Source organism: Terrabacter sp. AAH1 (assembly GCF_054456855.1).
In genome coordinates this window covers 92,900-109,024 of record NZ_JBTJJV010000003.1, presented here as the reverse complement: position 1 = coordinate 109,024, position 16,125 = coordinate 92,900, and the positions used below count along the sequence as shown (strand labels likewise).

At 72.0% G+C, this 16,125-nt stretch carries 14 protein-coding genes; 5 read left to right on the top strand and 9 right to left on the bottom strand.

Annotation, left to right across the window (positions count from 1 at the left end; all coding sequences use genetic code 11):
- Positions 1–95 precede the first annotated feature (95 nt).
- The 5 genes from serS to ACXR8F_RS06540 form a co-directional block, all read right to left on the bottom strand.
- Positions 96–1,421, bottom strand: coding sequence for a serine--tRNA ligase (serS, locus tag ACXR8F_RS06560; protein WP_045192978.1), 1,326 nt, complete (start codon positions 1,419–1,421; stop codon positions 96–98).
- Positions 1,422–1,496: 75 nt separating this feature from the next.
- Positions 1,497–2,048 (bottom strand): hypothetical protein, encoded by a 552-nt coding sequence (locus ACXR8F_RS06555; RefSeq protein WP_458799259.1) that lies wholly within the window; start codon positions 2,046–2,048, stop codon positions 1,497–1,499.
- 93 nt (positions 2,049–2,141) lie between these two features.
- Positions 2,142–3,167 (bottom strand): ScyD/ScyE family protein, encoded by a 1,026-nt coding sequence (locus ACXR8F_RS06550; RefSeq protein ID WP_052677507.1) that lies wholly within the window; start codon positions 3,165–3,167, stop codon positions 2,142–2,144.
- 264 nt (positions 3,168–3,431) lie between these two features.
- Complete coding sequence (locus ACXR8F_RS06545) at positions 3,432–4,283, bottom strand: ABC transporter permease (protein WP_458799258.1); 852 nt, start codon at positions 4,281–4,283, stop codon at positions 3,432–3,434.
- Positions 4,280–5,179, bottom strand: a complete 900-nt coding sequence (locus tag ACXR8F_RS06540) for an ABC transporter ATP-binding protein (protein WP_458799257.1) — start codon at positions 5,177–5,179, stop codon at positions 4,280–4,282. Before ACXR8F_RS06540 ends, ACXR8F_RS06545 begins: the two co-directional genes overlap by 4 nt.
- A 175-nt stretch (positions 5,180–5,354) precedes the next feature.
- Between ACXR8F_RS06540 and ACXR8F_RS06535 the strand changes: the two genes are divergently transcribed.
- The 4 genes from ACXR8F_RS06535 (at position 5,355) to zwf (ending at position 10,639) form a co-directional block, all read left to right on the top strand.
- Positions 5,355–6,602, top strand: a complete 1,248-nt coding sequence (locus tag ACXR8F_RS06535; protein WP_458799256.1) for a sensor histidine kinase — start codon at positions 5,355–5,357, stop codon at positions 6,600–6,602.
- Complete coding sequence (locus tag ACXR8F_RS06530; protein WP_458799255.1) at positions 6,599–7,327, top strand: response regulator; 729 nt, start codon at positions 6,599–6,601, stop codon at positions 7,325–7,327. The genes ACXR8F_RS06535 and ACXR8F_RS06530 overlap by 4 nt, the downstream gene beginning before the upstream one ends.
- 170 nt (positions 7,328–7,497) lie before the next feature.
- Positions 7,498–9,168 (top strand): ABC-F family ATP-binding cassette domain-containing protein, encoded by a 1,671-nt coding sequence (locus ACXR8F_RS06525; RefSeq protein ID WP_458799254.1) that lies wholly within the window; start codon positions 7,498–7,500, stop codon positions 9,166–9,168.
- A gap of 37 nt (positions 9,169–9,205) precedes the next feature.
- A complete protein-coding gene (gene zwf, locus ACXR8F_RS06520; RefSeq protein ID WP_045192973.1) occupies positions 9,206–10,639 on the top strand; it encodes a glucose-6-phosphate dehydrogenase in 1,434 nt (477 codons plus the stop codon).
- A 117-nt stretch (positions 10,640–10,756) separates the two neighbouring features.
- Here the strand turns inward: zwf and ACXR8F_RS06515 are convergent, their stop codons facing one another.
- The gene (locus tag ACXR8F_RS06515) at positions 10,757–11,812 is read right to left on the bottom strand and encodes a Gfo/Idh/MocA family protein (RefSeq protein ID WP_458799253.1); all 1,056 of its coding nucleotides are present in this window, start codon (positions 11,810–11,812) and stop codon (positions 10,757–10,759) included.
- The gene (locus tag ACXR8F_RS06510; RefSeq protein ID WP_458799252.1) at positions 11,809–12,357 is read right to left on the bottom strand and encodes a DinB family protein; all 549 of its coding nucleotides are present in this window, start codon (positions 12,355–12,357) and stop codon (positions 11,809–11,811) included. The genes ACXR8F_RS06515 and ACXR8F_RS06510 overlap by 4 nt, the downstream gene beginning before the upstream one ends.
- A gap of 71 nt (positions 12,358–12,428) precedes the next feature.
- Here ACXR8F_RS06510 and ACXR8F_RS06505 point away from each other — a divergent pair, with 71 nt between their 5' ends.
- Complete coding sequence (locus ACXR8F_RS06505) at positions 12,429–13,535, top strand: diacylglycerol/lipid kinase family protein (RefSeq protein ID WP_458799251.1); 1,107 nt, start codon at positions 12,429–12,431, stop codon at positions 13,533–13,535.
- 105 nt (positions 13,536–13,640) lie between these two features.
- Here ACXR8F_RS06505 and efeB read toward each other — a convergent pair whose 3' ends face one another.
- Both efeB and efeO read right to left on the bottom strand, forming a co-directional pair.
- The gene (efeB, locus tag ACXR8F_RS06500) at positions 13,641–14,963 is read right to left on the bottom strand and encodes an iron uptake transporter deferrochelatase/peroxidase subunit (protein ID WP_458799250.1); all 1,323 of its coding nucleotides are present in this window, start codon (positions 14,961–14,963) and stop codon (positions 13,641–13,643) included.
- On the bottom strand, positions 14,960–16,120 hold the full coding sequence (gene efeO / locus ACXR8F_RS06495) for an iron uptake system protein EfeO (protein WP_458799249.1): 1,161 nt from the start codon (positions 16,118–16,120) through the stop codon (positions 14,960–14,962). The genes efeB and efeO overlap by 4 nt, the downstream gene beginning before the upstream one ends.
- Between the last annotated feature and the right edge of the window lie 5 nt (positions 16,121–16,125).

The window sequence follows — 16,125 nt, the reverse complement described above, 5'->3', positions numbered from 1 at the left end:
CTCGACTGGTGAGTGAGCGCCGAAACCCGATCGAAAGAACACTCCGCCACCTCTGCACGGTGACGGGGTGTTCTTTCGATCGAAGGGGTTCGGGGTCAGGTGAGGGGCTCGAGGACGTCCCGGCCGAGGAAGGGGCGCAGCGCCTCGGGCACGCGCACCGAGCCGTCGGCCTGCTGGTGGTTCTCGAGGATCGCGACGAGCCAGCGCGTCGTGCCGAGCGTGCCGTTGAGCGTCGCGACGGCGCGGGTGCCCGAGCCGTTCGGGTCGCGCTCACGCGTGTTCAGCCGGCGTGCCTGGTAGGTCGTGCAGTTCGACGTCGACGTCAGCTCGCGGTACTTGCCCTGGGTGGGCACCCACGCCTCGCAGTCGAACTTGCGCGCCGCCGGGCCACCGAGGTCACCCGCGGCCGTGTCGATGATGCGGTAGGGCACCTCGATCTTGGCGAGCATCTCGCGCTCCCAGCCGAGCAGGCGCTGGTGCTCGGCCTCGGCGTCCTCGGGCCGGCAGTAGCTGAACATCTCGACCTTGTGGAACTGGTGCACGCGGATGATGCCGCGGGTGTCCTTGCCGTGCGAGCCGGCCTCGCGGCGGTAGCAGGCCGACCACCCGGCATACCGCTTCGGGCCGTCGCTGAGGTCGAGGATCTCGTCGGCGTGGTAGCCGGCGAGCGCCACCTCCGACGTGCCGGTGAGGTAGAGCTCGTCGTCCTTGAGCTTGTAGACCTCCTCGTCGTGCGCGTCGATGAAGCCGGCGCCGGCCATGATCTCGGTGCGTGCGAGCGTCGGGGTGATCATCGGCGTGAAGCCGGTCGCGCTGGCCTGGGCGATCGCCATGTTGAGCAGGGCGAGCTCGAGCTGCGCGCCGACACCGGTGAGGTAGTAGAAGCGAGCGCCGCCGACCTTGGCGCCGCGCTCCATGTCGATGGCGCCGAGCTTCTCGCCGAGCGCGAGGTGGTCGAGCGGTTCGAAGCCCTCGGCGGCGAAGTCCCTCGGGGTGCCCACGGTTTCGAGCACGACGTAGTCGTCCTCGCCGCCGACCGGCACGCCGTCGATGATGACGTTGCCGACCTTGCGCAGCAGCGTGTCGAGCTCGGCGTCGGCCGCACCGGCCGTCGACTCGAGGGCCTTGACCTGCTCGCTCAGCCGGGCCGCGTGCGTGCGCGCCTCGTGGGCCACCTTCTCGAGGTGCTCGGCCTCCGGGTCGCCCGACTTCTTCGCCTTCTGGAAGGCGCCCATGGCCGCGCCGACCGACTTGCTCACCGTCTTCTGCTCGGCACGCAGCGACTCGAACTCGCCCAGGGACGATCGGCGCCGCTCGTCGGCAGCGAGGATCGCGTCCACGATCCCCGGGTCCTCACCACGGGCCTGTTGCGAGGCGCGGACCCGGTCGGGTTCGTCGCGCACGAGCTTGATGTCGATCACGCGGGCCAGCCTAACGGCGGGCGCCGGTGCGCCTCGACCGAGATCTCTCCCGCGTCGCCGATGACGCCGGCCCCGTCACTCGGGCCGGATGAGGGCGTATGCCGCGACGGTGTCCTCCGGCAGGCCGCGCACGTCGATCTGGACGCGGCCCGTCGGCAGCCCGAGGTCGACCGTGCGCTGCACCGATCCGTCGCAGGGGAACGGCCGGGAGTAGAGCGGCTCGCCGTGGCCCCACGTGCCGGGCGCGGCGTCGTAGACGGCGTAGCTCGTGCCGGCCGAGGCGTCCGAGGGCCGTCGGGCCGAGCAGGCGACCTCGACCGTGTAGGTGCGGCCCGCCGCGACCGGAACCCCCGGCACGTTGCGGAAGACCTTGCGCGCGCCGGTGCTCGTGACGACGACGCGGGCCACCTCGCCGGACGCACGTCCGGGCACCTCGAGCCTCGGCGACGGCCCGGGGTCGATCGGTGTGAGCGACACCTCCGGCACCCGGACCGCGCCGACGTCTGCCACCGTGGGCGCAGACGGCCGGGCGCCGGCGGAGGTGCACGCGGCGACGGCCAGCAGCCCCAGCAGGGCCGGCGCCGCGAGCAGCGTCGACCCTGTCCGCGCGGGACGGCCGTGCCTCATGCCCCGACTGTAGGGCGCCGCCCACCCGCAGAGGTATGCCGTGCGCCCCACACGGCACACGGCACACCTCGCGCTCGTTCTTCCTTCAGGGGGTCAGAGGTGGATCCTCACGACCTGACCGCCTCCGGCATCGGTGGAGTGCGTCGTGACGTAGGCGTAGTCACCGCGCAGGGCGAGGCCGTACGGCATGAACAGGCCACCGGTGACGACGGTCGGGGCCGTCGAGTGCGGCCGCACGCGCACCAGCGCGCCGATCGGCGGCGGCGAGGCGAGCCCGTTCGACGCGATCTCCACGGCGTAGAGGTGGCCCTTCTTGTCGAAGGCCAGCGACGTGACGTTGGTCAGGCCGGTCGCCCACTTCTGCGGGGCATGACCCGGCTTGATGCGCCAGATGGCCGCGGATCCCTTCTCGAAGGGGAAGCCGACGAGCTGGGAGACGTACCAGGCGCCGTCCGGACCCTTGACGACGTCGGTCGGGACGGAGTCGGCCGGGAACCCGACGGGCAGGCCCAGTGCAGCCTTGGTGGTCGGAACCGGTGGGAGCACGGCGACGTTCGAGACGTGCGACCTGCGCACCGCGTTGATCGAGTTGCCGCCCGAGTCGGTGAAGACGAAGCCCTTCCCGGCGCGCGCGAGGCCCGTCGGGTCGCTGTCGACGTCCGTGCCGTCGGGGTTCTTCTTCGCCTCGAACCGGGCGAGGTCGGCAATGGTCGTGACTCGTGCCTTGCCGTGGCTCTTGAGCTCGACGTTGAGCAGCTTGCCGAGGTTCTTGCCCTTGGGCCCGAAGCTGGCCCGGAACTCGGGCGAGCCACCGAGACCCATGGTCAGCGCGAACGTGTGGTTGCCCGTGAAGACGAGGTCGGCCGGGCCGAGTGCGTCAGCCGGGGACCCGACGGACGGAAGCCCGGTGACGACGCGCTTCACGTAGCCCTTCGCGCCGATCCGCGCGACGGAGCCGGTGAGGCCGACGCAGGCCTGGGTGCCTCCGTCAGGGTCCAGCGGGCTGGGGCGGCAGGCGGTGTTGCCGGTCGTGCCGGCCTCCGCGACGTAGAGGGACCCGCTCGGGCTGAACGCCAGCTGGCGCGGGCTGTTGAGGCCGGAGGCGATGACCTTCGGCATGTGACTGTGCGCCGGACTTGCCTGCGCTGTAACTGAACTCATTCCGGCGGTGCCTGCAGCGACTGCCAGCACACCGACCCCGGCCATACGACGAACCAATGACTTCGTGATCATGGACATCCCTGTTCGGTCTTCCCCTGACCCAAGCCACGGTAGGACCGTCGGAACGACCCGGCCAAGACCTCCCCCGTAAGTGGGCGGACTTGTCCCGTTTGGGGATTCGTCCGCCCACCTGCGGGGGTTGGTGCCGTTATCCGACCCCGGCTACTTCACCTCGGCGCGGGTCAGGCGCCAGATGCCGAAGGCCAGCGGGAGCACGACCCAGAGGCTGACGGAGGTGCCGAGCTGGGCCCACTGCTCCCCGGTCAGCGACCCGGAGAAGAGCGGCTGCATCGTGCGCTGCATGTCGAGCCACTCAGCCGCGGACTCGAGCCACGAGACCATCGAGCCGAGGATCGACCACGCGGTCGGGAGGATGAAGTAGACGACGATCGCGGCGGGCGTGTTCTTGAAGAGCATGCCGAAGCCGACGCCCTGCGCGATGCCGAGCAGCACGTAGCCGCCGGCCCCGAGCAGCACGAGGCCGTCGATGCCCCAGTCGGCCGTGATGCCCCGGAACGTGATCGCTGCCTGGTGGGCGATGCCGGCGAGGGCCAGTGCGAGCGCGAAGGCGGCGACCCCGACGGCCAGCGCCGAGAGCAGCTTGCCCCACGCGACCCGGATGCGGCGCGGCTCCAGGCCGAACGTGACGAGGCCGGTGCGCTGGCTCCACTCGGACGTCACGGCCAGGATGCCGACGACCGGGAGGATGATCGCCATCGGCATCGTCGTCGCCTGGAGGTACTCCTCGAAGGAGTGCTGGCCGCCGTCGTTGAAGAACATGATCGTCAGTGCGATGGCGATGATCGCTGCGATGCCGATGAGCAGCCAGCGACCGGCGCGGGTGTCGAGCATCTTGCGCAGCTCGACGTGCATGAGCCGGGTGAACGGGACGCCGGTGGCCGGGCGGGGGCCGGCCAGGCGCGACGGCACCCTCGCGGTGGTCGGGAGACTGGACTCGGCGTTCGGTGACACCGGTGCCGCCGGCGCCGTTGCGGGGGACGTCGTGGTGGTCATGCCGCCACCTCCTCTCGGGCGGCGTCGGCCGTGAGGTCGAGGAACATCTCCTCGAGACCCCGGCTGTCGCCACCGCGCAGCTCGGTCAGGACGATCTGGTGGGCCGCGGCGACCCGGCCGACCTCGATGGGCTCGGCCTCGACCTGGAGACCACCGGTCGGGGTGCGCTGCGCGACGATCGACTGCGCGGCGAGCGCGCCCAGGAGCGCGTCGTCCTCGGTCGAGCGGGTGTAGGTGCCGGCGCCGGCGAGCAGCTCGTCCTTGGTGCCCTGCGCGACGATCCTGCCGTGCCCGATGACGATGATCTCGTCGGCGACGCGCTCGATCTCGTTCAGCAGGTGCGAGCTGAGCAGCACCGTGCCGCCCTCGTTGGCGTAGCCGCGCAGCAGGTCACGCATCCAGCGGATGCCGGCGGGGTCGAGGCCGTTGGCCGGCTCGTCGAGGATGAGCACCTCGGGGTCGCCGAGGAGCGCGTGGGCGATGCCGAGGCGCTGGCGCATGCCGAGGGAGTAGTTGCGGACCCGACGGTTCGCCTCCTTCTCGGTGAGGCCGACCAGCTCGACCATCTCGTCGACGCGGTGCTTGCCGACGCCCATGAGGATCGCGCCGAGCGTGAGGACCTCGCGACCCGTGCGGCCGGCGTGCTGCGCGGAGGCGTCGAGGAGCAGGCCGACGTGGCGGCCCGGGTTCGGCAGGGCGGCATACGGCTTGCCGAGCACCGTGGCCCGGCCCGAGCTCGCGGGAGTCAGGCCGGACATGACGCGCATCGCGGTCGTCTTGCCGGCACCGTTCGGCCCGAGGAAGCCGGTGACGAGACCGGGCTTCACCTCGAACGAGACGTCGTCGACGGCCGTGAAGGGGCCGTAGCGCTTGGTGAGTCGTTCCACTGTGATCATGGGCCCAACCCTCTCGGAGACGAGCGGCCCCGCACATCCGTCACAAGCCTGATTCCGACCCCTACCAAGGTCGTACGCGACCCTGACCGGAGTCAGGGTCCGCGCTCAGGGTCGGGCCCCGAAAGCAGACCTTGGTCGTATGCCGCCCGGCGGGTTCGCTGCCTACGCTGGGCGGGTGCCCCAGCCCCGGATCGCCCTTACCCGCCGCGGTCACGTGTGGGGAGAGTCGTGGCGCCTCGCCGTCGCCCTGGCCTTCGGACTCCTCGTCTGGGGCGCGGTCCAGGTCGAGCTCGACTCGGAGCAGGTGACGACGCGGTTCGGCAAGGACTGGCTGCTCGTCGACCTCGGGCTCGGCGTCGTCGCGACGGCACTGCTGCACTGGCGCCGGCGGTGGCCGCTGCCCGTCGCGGTCGTCACGTCGGTCGTCAGCGCCGGGTCGACGGTCGCGATCGGACCGTCCGCCCTCGCGCTCGTCTCCCTGGCGACGCGTCGGCGCTGGCGCGAGGTGGCGGTCGTCGCGGTGCCCTACTTCCTCGCCGGCTTCGGCCACGAGTGGATCTTCCGGGCCCAGCTGCCGCCCCAGACGCTGACCTCCGTCATCATCGGTGCCCTGTCGCTCGCGGCCCTCGTCGCGATCGGCTGGGCCATCGGCGAGCGCCGGGCGTTCGTCGCCTCGCTCCACGAGCGCGCCCTCACCGCCGAGCGGGAGCAGGCGATGCGCGTCGTGCAGGCCCAGGTGGCCGAGCGGGCCCGCATCGCACGCGAGATGCACGACGTGCTCGCGCACCGGATCTCGTTGGTGGCCATGCACTCCGGGGCACTCGCGTACCGCACCGACCTGCGTCCGGAGCAGGTCACCGAGACGGCCGAGATCGTGCGCGACAGCGCCAACCGGGCCCTCACGGAGCTGCGGGCCGTGCTCGGGGTGCTGCGCGACGTGCCCGGCGCGGGCGGGGTCGACGGCGGCGCGCCCGAACCGCCACAGCCCACCCTCGACGACCTCGGACCCCTTGTCGCAGAGGCGGCCTCGGGTGGGTCGATCGTCAGGTTCGACTCGTCGGGAGACCTGTCGTCGGTGCCCGAGCAGGTGTCGCGCAACGCCTACCGGATCGTCCAGGAGTGCCTGACGAACGCCCGCAAGCACGCGCCGGGCGCTCCCGTCCGGCTCGCCGTCTCGACCGCGCCCGGCGCGGGCCTCGACGACGAGGAGGTACGAGTCAGCGTCCGCAACCCCGCCGCCCTCCCGGGCGCGCGGCGACGCACCGGCGGGACGGACGGCATACGGCCGGGGCGCACCGAAGGTGCCGGGCTCGGGCTGCTGGGCCTCACCGAGCGGGCCGTCCTCGCGGGCGGCGAGCTCACCTACGGCCCCGACCGGGCGGGCGACTTCGTCGTGACCGCACGGCTACCGTGGTCGCGATGACCGGGGAGTCGGGGGACCACGCGAAGGGGCGCACGCGGGTCGTGCTCGTCGACGACGACGCCCTCGTGCGGGCCGGGCTGCGCATGATCCTCGGAGGCGCGGACGACCTCGAGGTCGTCGCCGAGGCCGGTGACGGCATCGAGGGAGAGTCCGTCGTCGAACGGCACCGGCCCGACGTCGTGCTCATGGACATCCGGATGCCGCGCCGGGACGGCCTCGAGACGACGCGCGCCCTGCTCTCCGACGCCGCTCGTGCTGCGCGCGCCGCCCGGGGTGAGGAGCTCAGGGTCATCGTGCTGACGACGTTCGACGCCGACGACATGGTCGTGCAGGCTCTGCGCGACGGCGCGTCCGGCTTCCTCCTCAAGGACACCGAGCCGCGGCGGCTCGTGGACGCGGTGCGGCAGGTCGCCGCGGGCGAGCCGATCCTCTCCCCCAGCGTCACGGCCACGCTCATCGCGCACGTCGCAGGGGCGGCCGGCGCTGCCGCCGGCGACGGGGGCGGCAGGCGCTCCGCGGCCGAGGCGCGCCTCGCCGACCTCACGGAGCGGGAGCGCGAGGTGGCGCTGGCGATCGGCCGCGGTCTGTCCAATGCCGACATCTCGCGCGAGCTCTACCTGTCGGTGCCGACCGTCAAGGCGCACGTGTCACGTGTGCTCGACAAGGTGGGCGCCGACAACCGGGTGCAGGTCGCCATCGTCGTCCACGACGCCGGCCTCACCTGACCCCCCACGCCCTCCCCCGGAACGGAAAGTCGGTGGACGGGGGCCGCGCAGAGCCTCTACGGTCTGCTCCGTGTGGATCTCCTGATGCCTCGTGCCCGCCCGCGCCCTGACCGCTCGCACTCGAGCTGACGTCACGCCGCGGGGCCCTGCCGACCATCAAGGACCTCGCCATGTCTCCCACACCCTCGTGCACCCTCACCCTCTCCGGCCTCGACGTCGCCTTCGGCGCGCGCACGCTCTTCTCCGGGCTCGACCTGACGCTCGCCGACGGTGACGTCACGGCGCTCGTCGGCCCCAACGGGTCCGGCAAGTCGACGCTGATGCGCACCGTCGTCGGCGACCTCTCAGTCGACGCCGGCTCGATCCGGCTCGCCCCGCGCGACGCGACCGTCGCCTGGCTGCCGCAGGTCGTGCCGAACCCCGCCGAGACGCTCCTCGCCTACGCCCGCCGCCGCACCGGCGTCACGGCCGCCGACACGGAGCTCGAGGCGGCCTCGGCCGCGGTGGCGGACGGCCTTCCCGGCAGCGACGACCGTTACGCCCTGGCCCTCGAGCGCTGGCTCGCCCTCGGCGCGGCCGACCTCGACGAGCGCCTGCCCGAGGTGGCCGCGAAGGTCGGCCTCGACGTCGCGCTCGACCGTCCGCTCGGCACGCTCTCGGGCGGCCAGGCGGCCCGAGCCTGTCTCGTCGCCGTGCTGCTCAGCCGCTACGACGTGCTGCTGCTCGACGAGCCGACGAACGACCTCGACGCCCGTGGCCTCGCGATGATGGCCGAGTTCGTGCGCTCCCACACCGGCCCGGTCCTCATCGCGAGCCACGACCGGAGGTTCCTCGACGAGGTCGCGACGGGCGTCCTCGAGCTCGACGCGAAGCAGCAGCGCATCGCCCACTACACGGGCGGCTGGAGTGCGTACGTCGAGCAGCGCGAGCTCGCCCGCGCCCAGGCGTGGGAGGCGTATGCCGGATATGCCGCCGAGCGCGACGGCCTGCTCGCGCAGTCGCGCCAGCGGGCTGACTGGGCGGTCAAGGGGCGCACCGGGTTCAAGGCGACGAAGGAGGGCGACAAGCACATCCGGGAGAAGCACCGGGCCCGCGCCGACCGGCAGGCCGCCAAGGGCGCACGCCTCGAGCGCGCGGCCGACCGGCTCGCCGTGGTGGAGCAGCCGCGCAAGGAGTGGCAGCTGCGCTACACGATCACCGAGGGGCGCCCGTCGGCCGACGTCGTCGCCACCCTGGCAGACGCCGTCGTCGACAGGCACGGGTTCCGGCTGGGGCCGGTCGACCTCGCTGTCGGCCGCGGTGACCGCATCGCCCTCGTCGGCGAGAACGGCAGCGGCAAGACGACGCTGCTCGCCGCCCTGCTCGGCGACCTCCCCCTCACGTCGGGTCGGCACACGCTCGGCACACGGGTCTCCGTCGGCGTCATCGACCAGCGGCGTGCCCTGCTCGACGACGACGCGACCGTGCTCGACGTCGTGCGCCGCGAGCTGGGTCCGCACAGGAGCACGGGCAGCGAGTGGCCCCTGGCCGAGGTGCGCACCCTGCTCGCCAAGTTCGGCCTGGGTTCAGAGCACGTCGCCCGACCGGCACGCAGCCTGTCGATGGGCGAGCGCACCCGCGCGCTCATGGCCCTCTTCCAGGGTCGCGAGGTCAACGTGCTCGTGCTCGACGAGCCGACCAACCACCTCGACGTCGACGCCATCGAGCAGCTCGAGGCCGCCGTGGCGGCCTTCGGGGGCACCGTGCTCGTGGTCAGCCACGACGAGACCCTGCTCGACGGCATACGGCTGACGCATCGGTGGGAGGTCGCCGGCGGGCGGGTCGACGTGGTGGCCCTCTGACCTCCCGCGGGGAGGAGTTTTGCGCGACGCTGGGGGCATGCCTGCAACGACAGTCGTCCTGTTCGGTGCCACCGGAGACCTCGCGAGGCGCAAGCTCCTCCCCGGCATGCTCCACCTCCACGAGTCGCAGCTGCTCGAGGGCCTGCGCGTCGTCGCGACCTCGCTCGACGAGCTGAGCCGGGACGAGTTCCTCGACCTGGCCTTCACCGCGATCCGCGAGCACTCGAGCCACGACGTCACCGACAACGACCTGCGTGAGTTCGCCGATCGCATCCACTGGGTGCCGGGTTCGGCTGGGCCCCAAGGCATCCGCGATGCCGTCGACGAGTCCGAGGCGATCCTCGGGCCCGACGCGTGGCGCCTGCACTACCTGTCGGTCCCGCCCAAGGCCGCGCTCGCCGTCGTGCACCAGCTCGAGGAGGCCAAGCTCGTCGAGCGCAGCCGCATCATCATGGAGAAGCCGTTCGGCACCGACCTCGAGAGCGCGAAGGCGCTCAACGCCGAGCTGCACCAGGTCTTCAACGAGGAGCAGATCTTCCGCATCGACCACTTCCTCGGCAAGGAGGCGGCCCAGAACATCCTCGCGTTCCGCTTCGCCAACGGCCTCTTCGAGCCGATCTGGCACCGCAACCACATCGACCACATCCAGATCGACGTGCCCGAGACGCTGGGCCTCGCGCAGCGCGCCGACTTCTACGAGGGCACCGGCGCCTACCGCGACATGGTGGTGACGCACCTCTTCCAGGTGCTGGCGTTCACGGCGATGGAGCCGCCGACCGCCCTGGAGCCGCACGCCATCAGCGAGGAGAAGAACAAGGTCTTCCGCTCGATGTCGCCGATCGAGCCGCACGACGTCGTGCGCGGCCAGTACGTCGGCTACCGCGACGTCGAGGGCGTGTCCGCCGAGAGCCAGACCGAGACCTTCGTGGCGCTCAAGTGCTACGTGGACAACTGGCGCTGGGCCGGGGTGCCGTTCTTCCTGCGCACCGGCAAGCGGATGGCCGAGGGCGCCCGCATCATCTCGATCGCCTTCAAGGAGCCGCCGCGCTCGATGTTCCCGGCGAGCTCGGGCGTCGGCGACAACGGCCCCGACCACCTCACCTTCGACCTCGCCGACAAGGCCCGGATGTCGTTGTCGTTCTACGGCAAGCGCCCCGGCCCGGGGATGAAGCTCGACAAGCTGTCGATGCAGTTCTCGATGCAGGAGACGAACTGGGCGGGTGCGGTGCTCGAGGCCTACGAGCGCCTCATCTACGACGCGGCCCGCGGTGACCGCACGCTCTTCACGTCCGCCGAGGGCATCGAGCGCCTCTGGGAGATCTCCCAGCCGCTGCTCGACAACCCGCCCGTCGTGCGGCCGTACGAGGCAGGCACGTGGGGACCGAACCAGATCCACCAGCTCGTCTCGCCCTTCACGTGGCGCCTGCCCTTCGAGCGCCGCTGGCGCGACCCGAACATCACGGGCGCCTAGCCTCCGAGTAGGCGCGCGAACCCACCCGTGCTGCCCTGGCGGTCGGTCGAGGTGCTCATAAAAGCCTCCCTGGGAGCGGGATCGCGGTGACGGCAGGCCTCGCCCGCCGGCCACCGATCACTCGCCGGGGTAGACGACCCCGGTCTGGCGGCGCACCTCGTCCATCGTCTCCATGACCCGCAGCGTGGCGGCGTGGGTCATGAGCGGCGACTCGCGCTCACCCGCGGTGAGACGACGGGCGAACTCCGCTGCCTCGTAGGAGAAGCCGCGCACGTCATCGGGCAGGCAACCATCGCGCTCGTCGACGACGTCGCTGGCGCGGTTGACGAGACGGATCGACGACCCGGGCGTGTAGAACGTGCTGGAGAGCTCGAGCCGCGCCTCGGTGCCGGCGACGACAGCAGAGCACGGGGTCGCGGCAGCCATCGTGCACGTGAGCACTCCGTGGCCACCAGCGGCGCCGGTGACGGTGACGGTCGAGGACGCGTCGACGCCGAGGTCGGTGAGCGTGCCGACGGCCGTGACCGAAGCCGGCGCCCCGAGCACGACGTCGGCGAACGAGATGGGGTAGACGCCGAGGTCGAGCAGGGCGCCGCCGGCGAGCTCGGGCTGGGAGAGCCGGGCGGGTCCGTCGGGGTAGAGGTGCTGGCCGTGGTCGGCGTACACCGCAACGAGGTCGCCGATGAGCCCCGCCTCGACGACGTGGCGCACGACGTCGTAGTGCGGCAGGAACCGGCTCCACATCGCCTCCATGACGAGCAGTCCGCGGGACTCGGCGGCGGACAGCACCTCGCGCGCCTCGGCGGCACTGCGGGTGAAGGCCTTCTCGACGAGCACCGGCTTGCCGGCCTCGATGGCGAGCAGCGCGTGGTCGCGGTGCTCGGAGTGCGGTGACGCGACGTAGACGGCGTCGACGTCGGGGTCGGCCACGAGATCCTCGTAGCTACCGTGCGCGCGGGCGATGCCGAACTCGTCGGCGAAGTCCTGAGCCCGCTCCTTGCTGCGCGAGCCGACGGCGACGACCGACGACGCGGTGCCCACCGCGACGGCGTCGGCGAAGGCGTGCGCGATGCCGCCGGGAGCCAGCACGCCCCAGCGGATCGCCGGCGCCTCGTGCGGGTCGGGCGTGCGGGGCTCGGGAAGCTGGAGGGTCACGTCGATCGGGAGAGTCATGCGGTCACGTCCCAGAGGTGGTGTCGGATGTCGTGCAGGAAGTAGAGCGTGAGCGTGCGGGCCGTGAACTGCGAGCCGTTGCTGCGCAGGGCGGGCCACTCCCACTGCGCACCGGAGGGTCGGGCGTATGCCGTCGCCGCCGTCTCGAACGCCGCCGTGACCTCGCGCTGGACGACGTCGGGGTCGGAGCGCCAGTACTGCCGCTCGAGGGCCGTCGCGTCCTGGTCCCAGTTGGCGAAGGTGACGAGCTCGCCACCGCCGGCGAGGATCTGCTCGAGGCGGCCCGTCATCACGTCGCAGACGTCGCGCACGTGGCAGGCGTACTCGAGCGGCGACCAGACCCCCTCGGCCGGTCGGGTGCGCACGTCGTCGCGACCCAGCGCGGCGGCATACCTCTGCCCCGCGTCGCGGAGGACGGCCGGTGCGTCGGCGACGTCGAGCGCGTCGGTGTCGAAGCCGCAGTCGGGGCACGGGCGGGTCAGCACCCACGTCCAGTCCGAGTCGTCCGGGGTCGACGGCCCGGGGTCGGTGAGGGGCTCGCTCATGCGCCCAGCCTAGGGCCGCGGTCCACCGGCGATTCGGGGAGCGCCCCACGCGCGGGATAGCGTATGTCTTCGTGCTCAAGGACTACCTGCCGTGGATCATCGCCGGCGTCGTCGTGCTGGCGCTGGTCGTCGGGGGGCTCGTCCTGAACCGTGTCGCGCCGGAGACGACCGCCACGCTGCGGCGCCGTCGACCCCGTCCGCCGCGCGACCACTTCCGCTCCGGCGACGACGACTCGCCCGCGCCGCTCAAGCGTGCCGGGATCGTCATCAACCCGACGAAGTTCGCCGACCTGCCGGCTGTCCGCGAGCGCATCACGAGCACGTGCCTCGCCAACGGGTGGGGTGAGCCGCTCTACTTCGAGACGACGATCGACGACCCCGGCCGCGGCCAGGCGGCACAGGCCGTCAGCGAGCGCGTCGACGTCGTCTGCAGCCTCGGCGGCGACGGCACGGTGCGCAACGTCGCGAGCGCGCTCGTCGGCACCGAGACGCCCCTCGGCATCCTGCCGGCCGGCACCGGCAACCTGCTGGCCCGCAACCTCGACCTGCCGGTCGCGCTGGAGGCCGCTGTCGCGGTGGCGCTCACCGGGCGCAACCGCCGCATCGACGTCGGCGAGATCGTCGTCGGGGCCGCCCCGATGGACGACGCCCCCGACGAGTCCGGCGCGCCCGAGACGCACTACTTCGTCGTCATGGCCGGCGTCGGCATGGACGCGCAGATCATGGCGGGCACCAACGAGAACCTCAAGGCGAAGGTGGGCTGGCCGGCCTACATGGTCTCGGGCCTGAAGCACCTCGTGTCGCCGGAGTTCCGCGTCTCGGTGAAGGTGGACGACGACCTCGAGTTCCGCAGACGCGCTCGCATGGTCGTCATCGGCAACTGCGGCCGGCTGCTCGGCGGCCTCGTGCTCATGCCGAGTGCCCGCGTCGACGACGGCCAGCTCGACACCGTCATCGCCTCGCCCAAGGGCGTCGTCGGTTGGGTGCCGGTGGCGACCCGCGTCGCCACCCGTCGCCGCAAGGGCCACCCGACGCTCGACCACAAGGTGTGCAAGGAGATCCGGGTGCGCGCCGACCGGCCGCTCCCCCTGCAGATCGACGGCGACGTCGTCGGCGAGGCCACCGAGGTCACCGCGAACGTGCGCCCCGGCTCCCTCACGGTGCGCGTCAGCGTCTAGGACCAGGCACCACGCCCGCATCGAACGCGGCGTTCGATCGCGAACTCAGTGTTCTGACAGCGCTTTCGCCACCGAACGCCGCGTTCGGTGGCAAGGGAGCGGCGGTCAGGCGAAGAGCGCCTGGCCCCAGTGCTCGCCTTCAGCCAGCCCGGGCGGGCACGCGAAGACCGCAGAGCCGTTGTGCTCGATGTACTCGTTCAGCACGTCCGCCTTCGCGAGCGCCCGCTGCATCGGAACGAACTGCTTCTCGGGGTCACGCATGAACGCGAGGAAGAAGAGCCCCGCGTCGAGGTGGCCGACCCCGTCGGAGCCGTCGGTGAAGTTGTAGCCGCGGCGCAGGATGCGTATGCCGCCGAGCCGGCTGGCGTGGGCCAGGCGAACGTGCGCGTCGACGGGGATCGCGGTCGCGCCGTCGGGGCCCTTCTTCGCGAAGTCGAGCGCGTCGAACTCCTTGGCCTGCCCGAGGGGCGCGCCCTCCTTCTTGTCGCGGCCGATGATGTCCTCCTGCTCCTGCAGGGGCGTGCGGTCCCAGACCTCGATGTGCATGCGGATGCGTCGCGCGACGAGGTACGAGCCGCCGGCCATCCACGCGCCGCCGGTCCGCTCGTCGTCCTTCGCGACCCAGACGTGCTGCGCGAGGTCCTCGGGCTGCTCGGCCTTGAGGTTGTTCGTGCCGTCCTTGAAGCCGAACAGGTTGCGCGGCGTGGCCTGGGCGGTGGACGTCGACGACGTGCGGCCGAAGCCGAGCTGCGACCAGCGGACGGCGACGACGCCGAAGCCCAGGCGGATGAGGTTGCGCACCGCGTGGACGGCGACCTGCGGGTCGTTGGCGCACGCCTGGATGCAGAGGTCGCCCCCGGTGCGCCTCGGGTCGAGCTGGTCGCCGGCGAAGGCCGGCAGCTCCTTCAGGGCCGCCGGCTTCTTCGCTGCGAGACCGAAGCGCTCGTCGAAGAGCGAGGGTCCGTAGCCGATCGTGATCGTCAGGCCGGATGCCGGCAGGCCGTACGCCTCGCCGGTGTCCTCGGGTGCCCGGTTGGGTCCACCGCCGACGAGGCCGCCCGGAGCCGCCTCGGCACCGGCGGTCATCCGCTCGGCGGCACGGGTCCAGGCCTCGAGCAGCCCGCGCACCTGGGCCGGGTCCTTCGTCACGACGTCGAGCGCGACGAAGTGCAGGCGGTCCTGGGCCGGCGTGACGATGCCGGCCTGGTGGAGGCCGCGGAAGGGGATCGCCGCATCGAGGGCGAGCGCCGGCGACGGGGTCGTCGCCCCCGGGGCACCTGCGGCGGCGCTGTCATCGGTCACGGCATTACCTCGCAGAGCGAGGGCTCCAGCGGTCGTGGCACCGACGGCGACACCTGCCACACCTGCGACGGCGGCCGTCCCGCCGGTTCCGAGGAGGCGACGGCGGCTCAGGCCCTCGGTGCTCACTTGGCCTCCACGACACCGGGCACCTTGGCCACCTGCTCGCTGAGGGCGTCGAGCGAGACGGTCAGAGCCTTGACGTCGGCGTCGGTGAGCTTCTCGTAGGAGACGAACGCGCCTGCGACGCGGTGCGACTCGAGCAGCTTGTTGAGCTCACCGAACCGCGCGTCGAGCGCCTTCTGGAGCGCGGGGTCGCGCTCGCTGACGACGGGACGGAGCGTCTCCAGGGCCGACTGCGAGCCCTGGAGGTTGCCGCGGAAGTCCCAGAGGTCGGTGTGCGAGTAGCGCTCCTCCTCACCGGTGACCTTGCCGGTGGCGACCTCGTCGAGGAGGGCCTTGGCGCCGCCCGCGATGCTCAGCGCCGTGGGCTCGACGGTCTTGCTCTTCGCCGCGATCTCCGTGACGTCGGCGAGCAGCTGGTCGGCGACGGCGTTCGAGTCCTTCTGCAGGCCGCTGACCCAGAGGTCCTTCTCGAGGCGGTGGTAGCCGGTGAAGGTCATGCCGTCCTCGACGACGTCCTCACGTCCGTCGATGCGCGGGTCGAGGTCGCCGAAGCTCTCGGCGACGGGCTCGATGGTCTCCCACGGGAGCCGCGCGGTCGGGTAGAGCTCTTTGGCCCTGGCGACGTCGCCGGCCTTGACCGCGGCGACGAAGGCCGCTGTGCCGGTGAGCAGCTCGTCGGTCTGCGTCGCCACGAAGGCCTTGTAGTCGGCGATGGCGGTGGCGACCTTCTGGTCGGCGCTGCCCGCGGTGGCCGATCCGGTGACGGTGAAGGTGCCGCGGATGCCGTCCCCGACCATGCCCGGCTTGCAGGCCGTGGTCAGCGAGCCCGGCTGGGTGACCTCGACCTTGAGCTCCCGCTTGAGGCCCGGGGTGATGTTCTCGACCTCGCCGACGATGCGGTCGCCCTCGGCGTAGACGTAGAACTCGTTGACCTTGGTGCCGCTGTTGGTGACCTCGAAGGTGATGGTGCCGGCCTTCGCGGTGGTCGCGCTCAGCTCGCAGGCCGTGTCGGTGGCGTTGACGATGATCGGGCCGCCCGCCGCGGTCGCCGCACCGGTCGCTCCGTTCGAGTCGGCCTTGTCGGTGCAGGCACCGAGCCCGAGCCCGGCGATGAGGGTGAGGGCGAGGGGAGTGACGGTGCGCAGGGCGCGGCGGGACATGGTTC

Coding starts and splice junctions, on each gene's coding strand:
- ACXR8F_RS06555 (WP_458799259.1), bottom strand. CDS start 2,048: ATGAGGCACGGCCGTCCCGCGCGGACAGGGTCGACGCTGCTCGCGGCG.
- ACXR8F_RS06550 (WP_052677507.1), bottom strand. CDS start 3,167: ATGCCGAAGGTCATCGCCTCCGGCCTCAACAGCCCGCGCCAGCTGGCG.
- ACXR8F_RS06545 (WP_458799258.1), bottom strand. CDS start 4,283: ATGACCACCACGACGTCCCCCGCAACGGCGCCGGCGGCACCGGTGTCA.
- ACXR8F_RS06540 (WP_458799257.1), bottom strand. CDS start 5,179: ATGATCACAGTGGAACGACTCACCAAGCGCTACGGCCCCTTCACGGCC.
- ACXR8F_RS06530 (WP_458799255.1), top strand. CDS start 6,599: ATGACCGGGGAGTCGGGGGACCACGCGAAGGGGCGCACGCGGGTCGTG.
- ACXR8F_RS06525 (WP_458799254.1), top strand. CDS start 7,498: ATGTCTCCCACACCCTCGTGCACCCTCACCCTCTCCGGCCTCGACGTC.
- zwf (WP_045192973.1), top strand. CDS start 9,206: ATGCCTGCAACGACAGTCGTCCTGTTCGGTGCCACCGGAGACCTCGCG.
- ACXR8F_RS06515 (WP_458799253.1), bottom strand. CDS start 11,812: ATGACTCTCCCGATCGACGTGACCCTCCAGCTTCCCGAGCCCCGCACG.
- ACXR8F_RS06510 (WP_458799252.1), bottom strand. CDS start 12,357: ATGAGCGAGCCCCTCACCGACCCCGGGCCGTCGACCCCGGACGACTCG.
- efeO (WP_458799249.1), bottom strand. CDS start 16,120: ATGTCCCGCCGCGCCCTGCGCACCGTCACTCCCCTCGCCCTCACCCTC.